Annotated in this window: 8 protein-coding genes; 4 read left to right on the top strand and 4 right to left on the bottom strand. The window is 38.6% G+C overall.

Annotated elements, in window-relative coordinates:
- Window positions 1-735 precede the first annotated feature (735 nt).
- Window positions 736-1,593 (top strand): AraC family transcriptional regulator, encoded by an 858-nt coding sequence (locus tag F6K23_RS03690; protein ID WP_293150700.1) that lies wholly within the window; start codon window positions 736-738, stop codon window positions 1,591-1,593.
- Between the two features lie 244 nt (window positions 1,594-1,837).
- Here F6K23_RS03690 and F6K23_RS03685 read toward each other — a convergent pair whose 3' ends face one another.
- Together F6K23_RS03685 and F6K23_RS03680 are read right to left on the bottom strand one after the other, a co-directional pair.
- Window positions 1,838-2,041 (bottom strand): hypothetical protein, encoded by a 204-nt coding sequence (locus F6K23_RS03685; protein ID WP_293150697.1) that lies wholly within the window; start codon window positions 2,039-2,041, stop codon window positions 1,838-1,840.
- An 84-nt stretch (window positions 2,042-2,125) separates the two neighbouring features.
- Window positions 2,126-2,278, bottom strand: coding sequence for a hypothetical protein (locus F6K23_RS03680; RefSeq protein WP_293057479.1), 153 nt, complete (start codon window positions 2,276-2,278; stop codon window positions 2,126-2,128).
- A 591-nt stretch (window positions 2,279-2,869) separates the two neighbouring features.
- On the opposite strand from F6K23_RS03680, the gene F6K23_RS03675 reads away from it, so the two are divergent.
- The gene (locus tag F6K23_RS03675; protein ID WP_293150694.1) at window positions 2,870-3,124 is read left to right on the top strand and encodes a hypothetical protein; all 255 of its coding nucleotides are present in this window, start codon (window positions 2,870-2,872) and stop codon (window positions 3,122-3,124) included.
- Between the two features lie 480 nt (window positions 3,125-3,604).
- A complete protein-coding gene (locus F6K23_RS03670; RefSeq protein WP_293150691.1) occupies window positions 3,605-4,636 on the top strand; it encodes a leucine-rich repeat domain-containing protein in 1,032 nt (343 codons plus the stop codon).
- A gap of 714 nt (window positions 4,637-5,350) precedes the next feature.
- On the opposite strand, the gene F6K23_RS03665 is transcribed toward F6K23_RS03670, so the two are convergent.
- Entirely contained in the window at window positions 5,351-9,487 is a 4,137-nt protein-coding gene (locus tag F6K23_RS03665) for an amino acid adenylation domain-containing protein (protein ID WP_293150688.1), read from the bottom strand.
- A gap of 581 nt (window positions 9,488-10,068) precedes the next feature.
- Between F6K23_RS03665 and F6K23_RS03660 the strand changes: the two genes are divergently transcribed.
- The gene (locus F6K23_RS03660) at window positions 10,069-10,632 is read left to right on the top strand and encodes a hypothetical protein (protein ID WP_293150685.1); all 564 of its coding nucleotides are present in this window, start codon (window positions 10,069-10,071) and stop codon (window positions 10,630-10,632) included.
- Window positions 10,633-12,102: 1,470 nt separating this feature from the next.
- On the opposite strand, the gene F6K23_RS03655 is transcribed toward F6K23_RS03660, so the two are convergent.
- Complete coding sequence (locus F6K23_RS03655; RefSeq protein ID WP_293150682.1) at window positions 12,103-13,320, bottom strand: lipid-A-disaccharide synthase-related protein; 1,218 nt, start codon at window positions 13,318-13,320, stop codon at window positions 12,103-12,105.
- Between the last annotated feature and the right edge of the window lie 159 nt (window positions 13,321-13,479).

The following is a 13,479-nucleotide window of genomic DNA, read 5'->3' as shown; positions in this document are numbered from 1 at the left end:
ACAACTAAAGTTTGGAACTATTTGTAACATTCTTTTTTCACGCTTGGTATTAGAGGAGCAAAATCTAGGTTTGAGATTGCTTCTCTATCGGTCGCAATAATAGAAATACCTTTAGGACTTACGCAGATACGCTATATATAGCGCTCAATACTATTGTCCAATAGTTAATCAACTCTATAAATAGTGCCTTTGCGTAAGTCCTGACCTTGTATTGCCTAAGTTATGACTTTGTTAATGACCTTTGTAAGACTGCCGATCTCTATGCGATCGGACATATCATTAGACAACAACTAAAGTTTGGAACTATTTGTAACATTCTTTTTTCACGCTTGGTATTAGAGGAGCAAAATCTAGGTTTGAGATTGCTTCTCTATCGGTCGCAATAATAGAAATACCTTTAGGACTTACGCAGATACGCTATATATAGCGCTCAATACTATTGTCCAATAGTTAATCAACTCTATAAATAGTGCCTTTGCGTAAGTCCTGACCTTGTATTGCCTAAGTTATGACTTTGTTAATGACCTTTGTAAGACTGCCGATCTCTATGCGATCGGACATATCATTAGACAACAACTGTTAAATTAGTATGCACTGAATACTATATACTGGTCAGCCGATATAAAAAATGGTCAATATCAGTAATATTTAGGGTTAAAAATGGACACCCAGCCATGGTCTCTTCCAAACGTCGAATGGTCACCTACAATTAACAGTCGATTTGAAGTTCTAAGATTGGCGGATTTTAATCGACGAGAGATTCCTGCTGACCACGATCCTAGGCAAGCTCACCGCATCAACTTTCATGCTTTGATTTTGTTTACACAAGGGCAGGGAATTCATGGTGTTGATTTTATTGATTACCCTGTCAAGACCGGGACATTAATTCACGTTTGTGCCAATCAGATACACCATTTTGGCCATTCTGAGGGATTAAATGGTTTAATGGTAGTGTTTTTGCCTGCTGCCTTGCCTAGCAATTTATTAGGAATGCCAACCAGTATTTCGAGTTTCTTATCCTGGTCTACCATGCAATACATTTGGCCATCAGTCACATCTATTGAGCTGTGCAAAGCCCAAATTCTTAAACAACACATCGAACTATTGGAAATTCATCAAACAATGAAATCTATTCAGCCTTCGCAACCCGCTGCTCAATATCTACTGTGGTCTGTGATAGCTTTCGCATTTCAGGCTGCTGTGGAATCTGGAAAACATCACCAGGGTAAGCTTATAGATCCGAGGTTTCTAGAATTTGTTGACTTGTTGGAGCGATCGTTTGAGTTCTGTCGAAATGTGAAATGGTATGCTGCTCAGATAAATTGTACGGAGAGAACACTTTATCGCATCTGTATGGCAACCGTTGGAAAATCTCCGAAGACAATTACGAATGAGCGGGTTGCAGTTGAAGCACAACGCAGATTGCTTTTTAGCGAAGCAACCGTGAAAGAGGTGGGATATTCTTTAGGATTTGAAGAGACGACTAATTTTATTAAGTTCTTCAGACGCCTTGTTGGCCAGAATCCTGATGAATTTCGGATGTCATTAAAATCAAGCGCTACTCGCAAGTTAAAAGTTAAAAATCATCTCTGATACCAAATCTCACAAAGTTTGCTATATATTTTGGTGATGGGGAAATGGGAAGATAGGCAAGCAAATATAGCATTACTATTCAGAAATGGTATGAGTGAGTTTTCAGTTAAATCAAATCTAAAATTAATATAAGCTGTAACATTTTGATATTGAAAAGTTACAGCTTATATAAAAGTATATTCAGAAAAATAACTTGTTTATGGGTGTTGAAAATCAAAGATTATCTCCGCTTTGATAGAATAAATTATCGACCCAGTTCACTCCATAAAGAAGCTGGATGAGGAATAACATTAGATTCAACTTGAGGGTTTTGTTCAGATGATTGAGTTAGATAAACACGGGTTGCACTATAACTAACAATGAACATAGAAAATGCTACCAAGAGTGTCACAACAACTCGATCTAAAGTAGATATATTATCTAAGTGCTGAGAGTTTTGAGAGTTCATAGAACTTAAGTCTCCTCAATTCCTTACTTTTTCATTATCTCAGATATTTTTGTATTAACAGATACTTTTAATAAAAATTTATCTTTAAGGTTCTGGGAACTGACCAATTTGTAGGGGCAATGCAACTTGCTCTGTTAAAGATACTGGAAGGTCTGCTTTATGGGAAATAATTCCGTGACCAACTCCAGTTATTATTCCTAAGATGGCTGGCAATACTAAAGAAGCAAAGTTGTTCATTGATGATTACTTACACAATTACAATTTTATCATCTCAATATAACTATGTTTAATTCTGTAACAATGTTTACATTTTAGTGAAATTTTGTTAAGCAGTCTAGTACAATTTTCTGATTAGACAAATCTAAGGAATTTTGAGTCCCTAAATTAAACCTAAATAATTAATCTAATAGACATCTGGTGAAAAAGATATAGATTTTTTGCAGGAGTAGGCAACAGGCAACAGGCAACAGGCAACAGGCAACAGGTAAGATATTTTTACGCGCGAAGGCACGAAAAAGGATTTTTTAGGGTGAATTTTTCGTATCCTTAGCCTGCTCTAATTAAAAGGTTTTAGAGAGTGATGCTATAAAGGAGAATAATATAGATACTCCTATGACTACTTCAAAATTCCAAGTATAAATTTTTAATGGTGAAACTGTCATAGTTTTTCCAGAGCAGTTTGGAGCGGCACAAAAAATAATTATAACTGTTACACAAGCTGATTTTTACATCACAACAAAACTAAATTAGTTCAAAGATGAGTGAAGGAATAAGGGAAAAAAACCCTAGACTTTATAAAGTATATTTTTTATTTTAGTGACATTAGTTATGAGCTTTGATGTATTTTGGCTACAAAGAATTTGTAAAATTTTCTACCTCAATATTAGAAATCAATTAAAAATTTTAGAAAAGTCGATAAATCTCGAACCAGAATTTGCCCAAACAAAAGACTTAAAAACTATTGTATCTCAACTCAACTCAGAGACAAATCAACATCAAAATCCTTTAATTACTGACTCCAAAAATACGAAGTCAAATATTTTACTAATGAAAAATAAGACGGTAAAACTTATTCATATATGAATTAATACAGCAGTTTTTGAGTTTATAAGATACAAAGTTTTATGTTTTTAGGGAACAGGGAACACAGGGAACAGAGAACAGAGAACAGAGAACAGAGAACAGGGAACAAGAAATGAATAAAAATTATAGATTAGTCTTAAACTGTACCTCACGTTTCCTAAAATTTGCTGTATATAAAACTCAGCTATTAGCTTTTTTTTTACCGAAAAATTAAGGTATAAAGCCTCTCCATTCATGGAGAAAAAAGCGGTCGTTTGCGTTTGCGATAGCATTCCGTAAGGAAAGCATTCCGTAGGATGGGATGGCTCCGAAACCTGTGCTGTCCGACCATCGACCAAGAGAAGAAAAAAATTCCTTTTAACCCAATCCTCTTCTTTTCAAGGAGAGGTAATTCGCGCATTCGCGCATTCGCGCATTCTTGAAACATAGCATTGATTATAATTACTTTAATATCAATAAAATTTTGGAGTAGAAGGTGCAATGAAAAAACTCAAAGTAATCTTTTTGGGAATTTCTATTTGGGTAGGGGTACTGCTGATACAACCTTACCTAAATGCTAACTCTACCTCGCCAGAAAATTTTTCGACCTTTACAGAATGGTGTTTAAATCAAACAAATATTTCTCCCACTTCTCAATATACAGTTAAAATTCTCTTGCAAAAAGCCAGAACGAATGGCTGTATTGAAGCAGACAAAAAACTTTCTAGTCTTTCTGCTCTCTCCCTCAATAATAATTATATTGTAAATCTTGCTCCTGTATCCAGCCTCAAAAATCTCACCAAACTATCCCTAAATGCTAATCAAATTCAAGAATTATCCCCTCTATCTAATCTTCCTAAACTAACTCATTTATTTCTCGATAGTAATAAAATTGAAGATATTTCTGACTTGTCTAAATTAACTACTTTAACCAAACTAGAACTCAACGATAATAGAATAAAAAATATATCTCCTCTATCTAATTTAACTAAATTAACTCATCTAAGTCTAATTTTTAATCAAATTGAAAATGTATCTTCTCTGTCCAATTTAACAACATTAACTGAACTAAATCTCGGAGTTAATCGCGTTATAAATCTCAAACCTCTAGCAAATTTAACCAATTTAACTCATCTATATCTTAATGATAATCAGCTCAGAAAAATTGCGCCTTTATCTAACTTAACTAACCTCACTAATTTGTATTTATATCGCAATCAAATTAGTGACATTTCTTCTCTGTCTAATCTCACTAATCTAACTTATCTGAATCTTAGCGATAATTATATTACTGAAGTTTCCAATCTTTCTAGTTTAAGGAATCTGAAAATTCTGATCCTGGTTTTCAATCAAATTACAAAAATTGATTCTTTATCAACTTTGACTAACCTTAATTTACTAGATTTAAGTCGCAACAAAATAACAGATATTAATTCTCTCTCTACTTTAATTAAATTAGATGTACTGAATTTGCGAAATAACCCAGTTGCCAGAATTTGCCCCCTCCAACCAGAATCAATTTGTCGCTTCTAATAGAAGGAAGAAGGAAGAAGGAAGAGGGAAGAAGGAAGAGGGAAGAAGGAAGAGGGAAGAAGGAAGAGGAAAAAATCTTACATTTGAAGTTTTTTTTGAGCTGCTCCTTGCAGAGTAAAATTATTAGCTGATTCTCGATATAACGCCTGTATTTAAGAGCTTAAAAATAGAGTATAGTTTGGCTTTTAACTGCCAATTTCAAGTATAAACCTAACTTAATCTTACTGAATTGACTAAAAAATCAAGATATATAATTGGTAAAGATTACCCTTAGATATGAGGAATAATTAGGGCTTGCTGATTAAATCTAAAAGCATTGACATATAAAGGTTGAGCGCATTTTTTAGTTAAAAAAAGTCCAAGCTTAATGGTCGTAATGGTTCAAAAAAGAGCGCATTTTAGGTAAAAGTTGCGCAGAATAATCAAGGGATTATTCTTCCTCCTACCTCCTCCCTCCTCTATAATTCCTATTTCTCCTGTCTCCTGTCTCCTGTCTCCTGTCTCCTGTCTCCTACCCCTACTAAAAGACTTTTGAGCGCAAACCCTAATTATGTGGCCAACCTGTATAAATAAGCTATCTCCTTTTAAAGGTATCGCTAAAATCCTTGACTTGCAATATTTTTGCTTTTATCACAATTAAAAACAACTTATGACCTCAATAATAAAAGCGTTTATTATTACAACGCAACTCGACTGTCGCCCATCGGTCCAATATTAATTCGCCAGAGCGCGATCGCGACAAAGCATCAACCTTTCTGCTAAAACCCGCACTTGAGGTTCCCGGATAATTGAGAAATGTTCTCCGGGAATCTCGTGGATTTCAATTTCTCCCGCAACAAAATCCCGCCAACCTAAAGTGGGATCGCCCCCTACATCTATTAGCTGCTGGCTAGCATTAAACAGTACAATATTACCTGGATAAGGTCGCGCTTCATAGTTATAAGACGCAATAGCCGTGGCTTGAAAAACTTCAAACAAATTTTCCAAATCCTCGACTCTCACTTCCTCCGGCAAGAGATCGAATATCTTAGCTTGTTCGAGGACATACCCCAATCGCTCCTCTGGCATCAGTTGTTGTAGTTGCTCGCAGGATACGGGGACTTCTTTCCCGCGAGGAGCGCTCATTTCTTCAGCAAATAATCTGGAATAAAAAATATCAGGACCTAGCATCCTTCCTGGCGTGCTATCAATCAAAAGTCTGTGGTGTTCTGGAGCAGAAGATTCTATTAGTGCTAGCAATGCCAGGGTATCCCCTTGTTGGTGTAACTGTTGCGCTATTTCTAAGGCTAAGTGACCGCCCACGCAAAAACCAACTAAATAGTAAGGACCGCTCGGTTGAATGGTTTTAATTGCTTTTAGGTGGTGAGTGGCGAGTTCTTTAAGAGTAGTAAAAGGCGATCGCTCTCCATTGAGACCAGGCGCTTGCAAACCATAAATCGGTTGTTCGCTCCCCAAATTGCGGGCTAAATCTAGATAAAATAAGACAGTGCCGCTGCTGGGAGGGATTAAGAATAGAGGCGGTAAATCTCCATCGGACTGCATCTTAACTAGAGGCGAAGTTGACTCATAATCTTTACCCGAACGCAGAGAAATAGCGAGCTGCTCAATAGTCGGATTTTGCAAAAGTGCTGCCAAAGAGAGATTTTTGCCTAACTGTTGTTGCACCCGAGCAATTAAGGCAATCGCTAACAAAGAATGACCGCCGATGTCAAAGAAATTATCTCGGATTCCTACGGGAGAAACTTCCAAAACATCAGACCAGATTTGTGTCAGTTGCAATTCTAGAGTATCCCGGGGTGCAATAAAATTGGCATCGCTACCGCTGCTAGTCCCCTTCGGTGCGGGGAGCGCCCGCAGGTCAATTTTGCCGTTGGGAGTTAGGGGTAGGGAGTCTAGCATCACAAAAGCCGAAGGCATCATATAGTCCGGCAGTTTTTTCTTGAGAAAAGCACGCAGTTTTGGTGTTAGTTTCTGCATGTGCTTCCCATACAAGGGGTTATTCACAAAGTCGCTACAATTTTTCTGGGAAGATGGAGAAAAAGATTGATTGGGAACTACATAAGCCACCAAGCGCTTGTTGCTCGGTTGGTCTTCACGAACTATGACCGTAGTTTGCCGAACCTCCTGGCACTTCGCCAGCAGCGCCTCAATTTCTCCTAGTTCGATTCGGAAGCCACGAATTTTTACCTGGTTGTCGATGCGACTGAGAAGTTCGATGTTGCCGTCCGGGAGATAGCGTGCCTTATCTCCAGTTTTGTACAGACGCGCTCCCTCTTCTTGGCTAAAAGGATTAGCAATAAACTTTTTTGCAGTTAAGTCCGGACGGTTGAGATAGCCTCTGGCTAAACCGATGCCACCGATATGCAGTTCCCCTGGTACGCCAATGGGAACTGGTTGGAGACGATCGTCGAGAATATAGAGAAGAGCGTTGGCGAAGGGTTTACCGATAGGAACTAGAGATTCAAGAGGTCGCTGGATATTAGCATTTTCAAAATAGCAACTGTCAATGGTTGCTTCGCTGACTCCATAAGAATTCACTAACCGAGTTCCCGAACCGCAGAATTGGCGAAATCTTTGGTATTCTTGCACGGACCAGCTATCGGAACCGATCGCCAATACCTTCATGAAATCTAGGTTTTGCTCGGTGTTCTCCAAATACTCGATTAAGTTTCTCATTACCGCTGGCACAAATTCTGCGTAATTGACTTGCTCTTGGAGCATCAATTGATACAGCTTTTCTGGCTCTAACAAAAAGTCCCTCGGACATAGAACTAATTTGCCTCCCGAGCAAAGGGCGCGAACCCAATCTCCCGTAAAGACATCAAAGGAGAAACTCGCCATTTGCAGATGGCTGCTCTGGGGACGTAGCTGGTAAGCTTGCTCCCAGGAACGATAGGCATTTACCAAACTTTTATGCTCGATTTCCACCCCTTTTGGCTTTCCGGTAGAACCTGAAGTGTAGATGACGTAAGCCAAAGAATCTGGTTTGGTACGAAGGGCAAGATTTTCCGCGCTATTCTGAGAAATGACCGGCCAATCTTTATCCAAGAAAACAACCTGTCCCTTGTTTTCTGGGAGTCGAGCCATTGACTTTTCGGAAGCCAACAGCAAACTTACTCTCGAATCTTCTAGCAAATAAGCCAGGCGATCGCGCGGATAACTCGGGTCTAAGGGTAAATACGCGCCGCCTGCCTTGAGAATGCCCAACAATCCCACCAGCATTTCGAGGGAGCGTTCTATGCAAATCCCCACTATTACATCTGGACTTACTCCTAGAGATTGCAAATAATAGGCCAATTGATTTGCTTTAGCGTTCAGTTCCCGATAGGTAATTTGTTCGTTCCCAAAAACTATCGCGATATTGTCTGACGTCTGTTCTACCTGCTCTGCAAACAACTGATGAATGCACTTATCTTGGGGATAATCTATCTGAGTATTGTTCCAGGACACCAACATTTGATGTTGTTCCTCTGCCGTCAGCATGGGTAAAAACGCAACCCTCTGTTCTGGATTGGCGACAATCGACTCTAGCAAGCATTCTAAATGTCTCGCCCAGCGGCGAATAGTGTTGGCATCAAACAGGTCGGCACTATATTCCCAGATGAAATGGAGAGATTTGTCAAGTTCCTCAATTGCCAAACTTACATCAAATACCGAACCCTGTTGGTGTACGGCTAAGTATGGCTCGATAGACAGTGCTTTCTCACCTGCTGTGAGTTCGGGTCTCTCAGGTTTGTACCAGCGATGCTTGCGCCAAGTGAAATCGACTTGAATTAGAGGGTGTCGGTTAGCATCTCGACGAGGGTTGAGTCGTTTTACTAATAAGTCGAAGGGATAATCTTGATGAGTTTGTGCCTCCGTTACCGTGTGATGGATGCGGGCGAGAAATTCTACGAAGGTGGGGTTATCCCCAAGAGTTGCCCGCAACACTACCTCGTTGTTCAAGTAACCGACAATGCTTTTAAGCTCCTCAACGCTCCACCTTGCAGCCATTGCGCTTCCTAGCAGGATGTCTTCTTGACCCGACAAGCGATGTAGCAGGACAAAGAAGGCAGCCAGCATAGTCCGGTAAAGACTGACTCCGAGATCGGCAGCTAGTTGTAGCAGTTTCTCTCGGAGTCGTTGGTCGATCTCGACAATATGGAATTCATTCCGACTGCTCAAATCCCTTGGTCGCGCTTTGTCTGTTGGCAGATTCAAAATCGGCAAGCAGTCGGCTAGTTTTTTCTGCCAGTAGCGAAAGAGTTGTTCTCCTCGTGCAGACAAGAGCATCTCGGACTGCCAGGACACATAGTCCGCGTATTGCCAGGGAGAATCTGCTAGCAAGTTAGCTATTTTTGCTTCTGGGAGGTTCTCGACGGAAGCTGCGTATAATACCCGGAGTTCTTTGAGCAGCAAGTCAAATGACCATCCATCCCCGGCAATGTGGTGCATGGTTATCAATTGGACAAACTCCTGGGGCGATCGGGCAAACAGCTCCAAGCGCATTATCGGACCCGTTTCTAAATTGAAGGGACGCTCTACTGCTGCCATAATTTTGGCTCTTAATTCGTCGGACTCCCACCTAGAAGCGTCTGTTACGTCAATTTTGACACTGCAGTCTTGACTAACTACTGCAATGGGTTTGCCATCCTGAGTCCTATAGGTAGTTCGCAGGATCGAATGTCGTCCGACCAGCTTCTGCCAAGCCTTTCGCCAAGTCTCTAGGTTTAACTCTCCAGCCAGACGAGTGGTTATAAATATGTTGTAAGCTACGCTTTCTAGATCCTTCTGGTAAATGAACCATAAGGCTTGCTGTCCCCGCGAGAGAGGGGAAGGGAATAGGGAGTTTTCTGGAGATTGGTTCTGCATCAAGATACCTTTTACGTCTGAAAAATAAATCACAGGCTATTTTACAGCGCTTTTCAGATTGATAAACCACATCGCCACAACCAAAACCCTGTAGGGGCGAATGGCCATTCGCCCCTACTGTGGTCTACCCAAATGAAAACCGCTGTAAGCTATATTCCACAGGTTAAAATCAAAAAGGGTAGTCCTGTATATGGGTAGTCCTGCTACCCCCTGCTCAAATCTTGAATTAAATAATCAGCTATTTTCTCACTACCACCCGGTCTACCCATCCTTTGAATACCATTGTGAATACAAGCTTCTAAATACTTTTTATCTGCCAAAGTTTCTTTGACTTTTTGAGCTGCTCCTTGCAGAGTAAAATTATTAGCTGATTTTGGAGCGATCGCTTGTATTAAAAATAGAGTATAGTTTGCCTTTTAACTACCAATTTAAAGTATAAACCTAACTTGATTTTTTAAGTTGACTAAAATTTCAAATAAGATATATAATTAGGTAAAGATTACTCTTAAATATCAAGAATAATTATGTGGCCTAAATGTATAAACAAGCTATCTCCTATCAAGGGCAATTTTAGCGAAGAAATGCCAAAGTTGTTGAAGGTTGCTTTCAACAAAAAAGGGATATTTAATGAAGACGAAATGTTTATGCCTATTCGTATAGTTAATATTTTAGGTTGTTGCAGTACAGCGATGTACTTTGACTGTCCTAATATCCCCGAACACCATTTTTCTGATGCCGAAACAGAAGAAGACAATCCAGACTATGATACAGGAAGATACTTCTGGTTTGATTTTGATATTGTAGGAATGGATGGATTATTGTTGCCTCTAAGAATAGTTTTTAATGAAGGTGATGCTGATTGTAATGATGGTTTTTGGGGAGTTGTTTGGGAGCGTAATACAGAAGAGATTGTTGCCAATATTATTAATAGTGGTGATTGCGAAACAACAATAGAAGCAATTTCAAAACAACACATAAATATGTGTGAATCTCAGGAAATTTTAATTCCTACAATTTTCGATAGTGATGAGGGTCATGGTCTTTTAGATGATATTATACCTGCTCAGGGTACAAAGCTAGAAAAAATTATACGTTTGACGATTCAGTTTTTCTATGAATGGAAGTTATATAACCAATCTATATGAAGAGAAATGATGGTATAAAATTCATAGATGACGATGATGAATTAGAGGATTAACTGAATTGAAAAATTGCCTGCTCGAACAAAATAGTCGGTAGTCTCAATTGAAATGGAAATTCAACTTTAATCTGTTATTATTAGACATCTCCAGAAAAGAGGGAGTAGGGAGTAAGGAGTAGGAGGAAAGGATTGATAATTTCTGTGCAATAATTGATTTGATATTTTATTATTAGAGATGTCTATTGTGTGACTATTTGTATCCTTTTTACTAAGTAGGGCTTGCTGATTAATTCTAAAAGTATTGACTGATATTGGTTTTAGCTTTTTAGAGTTGAAAAAAGTACCAGCTTTTGGGTGGAAAAAGCTCATGCATGCTAGTATTTTGGGATGATTATGGCAGAAAAATTGAGAGACAATTCTTACTCCTACCTCCTCCTTCATTCCTCTAACTCCTCTCTCCTGTCTCCTACCCCAACAAAAAGACTTTCCATACGGAAACCCTAAGTAAGTAGGTAGGTGAGGAAATTTACAACTATGTCATTGCGACTGGAACGGAGTGGAAGGAAGCAATCTCAAGGGTTTCGACGGCATAAACATTTTGTTACATAGTGACATTTATTTGCGTCTACCTACTTATTGACATACTCTCCGGCCTAAAGGCGCGGAGATTCTCCTGAAACCAGGATTCTTGGTTCAATGAGTCCACTTAAACTAAACACCTTGCGGCATCTAGTCCAGAGATGGTTCTCTCCCCAAGCGTTTGCTCTATTTCAAGAGCCCGTTCCCGTATGCCCTACGGTACAGTTCAAACCTTAAAAAAAACTTTGGTTCTCTGATACTTGTTGCTTAGAGTTTTTCTATGTACAAGCATTACTGTACAAAACTCCATAACTCTACTTTTCAAGGTGCAAACGCTACAGTTAAGTAGCTATAGGTTTTTAGAGCGGTTGAATACCTTTGCGCTGTTTCCACTATAACACAAAGTCCCCCTGGAAGGGGGAGGCTTTCAACCCAATTTTCCGGTAAAAATTCAGTCAAAGTAATTCAGAGTAAAATAAAATAATTCTATTTTACTATAAAATTTTCCCGAAATATCCTAATTTTAATTATCTTTTTATTTTGGGTTTAATACCAAGCGTGATAAATGTTTGCTACAAATAGTTAGGGTATTTCTTAGGAGTCGGGAGTCAGCGAGTCAGAATGAATGGCTTCAATACGATTTTTTAGGTCATAAATTCTCTTTTTTGTCAAAGGGACATTTCTTGCAAAATCTTTCGGTCGCGTCAGCGGAAGAGAGTTCTATCGCACTTATTATTCGTAATATTCTTTTTTCAAATTGGTATAATACCTCGCTGTCTACACAGTGTTTACAATTGCTTAGGGTTTGAGTCCCCATCCATTTTTTCCTTTTTTTCTTCTTCCTTCTTCCTTTTTTCTTCTTCCTTCTTCCTTCTTCAAGGGGATTTTTTGCTTCCTATTCCCTAGTTAAATATTGCATCAAATAATCAGCTATTTTTTCACTACCACCAGGTCTGCCCATCCTTTGAATACCATTACGAATACAAGCTTCTAAATACTCCTTATCTGCCAAAGTTTCTTTGACTTTTTGAGCTGCTTCTTGCAGAGTAAAACTATTAGCTGGCTGTTTACCAATAACCTGTACTGAACAACCTAAAAGTCTGGTTTGAGCTTCCGCAAATCGATAAGTAAATGAAGGACCTTGACCGGGAATAGTAATCACAGGTTTTCCTAATCCTACTGCTTGTTCAATTGCAGTTCCCGCCATCCCAATTACCAAATTTGATTGTTGTAAAATATCGGCAAAAGCATCCTCATAACAAATTACTTCTATCCCACATTCCTCAGTTAAAAATGTAAATTTGCCTGCTTTATATTGCCAATTTTCAAAATTAGTGATTCCTGCGGAATGCTGTGCAAAGGCTTCTAATTCAGACATTAAAATAGGAACAGCAGCTACTCGAAACTGACAAACATTTTCTCCCATAACTTTGACAATTTCTCTGACCAATTTAAGTAGTAAAGATAAATTTATGCCAGCCTCCGGTAAACGAGAACCAGGTAAAATACCAATAGTAAATAATCCTGGTTTAAGCTGTAAATCTTTTCCTGTAGAAATTAAATTATCCATCACAGGCGTACCGACAAATTCTGCCTTTTTAATTCCTTGTCGGTTTAAATCTTTTGCAGTCAAAGCATCTCTAACAAAAACTTTTAAACATCTAGAATTATTCAGTAACTTTGGCAATATTAAACCCAAATTAATTCGACCTTCATAATAACTAGAATCCGCCGAAAGAAACACCACATAAGGCAACTTTGTCCAATAAGCGATCGCTGCGACGACAATATCTCCAGTAGCCATAACTAAATCGCAGTTTTTCGCAAATTGCCGAACTATTTGTAACTGTCGCCAAGTTAAACTAATTAATCCCTGTCCCAAGTCTTTAAATAATAATAAAGGGTTCAAATAAAAAAAACCCCCTGATGGCATATTTGATGTGGGGCCAATAATTGGTATTCCTAAATTTTTATAGTTATTACCAGCACCAACAATAGGCATAGCTGATATAGTTGTATCTGAGCAAATGTTTGTAAAAGCTTTAATAATTTGACAATTATGTGTATCTTCTCCATGACCATTACTTAAAAATAGAATATTTTTTGTTTTCATAATTATTTTTGATACAAATATAGCAATTCCCAAAAAGCGTGAGGTATAAAATTTTAGGTTTGAGGGAATAGGGAACAAGGAACAGGGAACAGGGAATAGGGAACAGGAAATAAAAAGACAAAAAGATAACTGTATCTCACTAATTTGAGAAACGCTATA

It is taken from the genome of Okeania sp. SIO2C9 (assembly GCF_010672455.1).
Classification (GTDB): Bacteria; Cyanobacteriota; Cyanobacteriia; order Cyanobacteriales; family Microcoleaceae; genus Okeania.
This window is presented reverse-complemented; position numbering and strand designations above follow the sequence as displayed.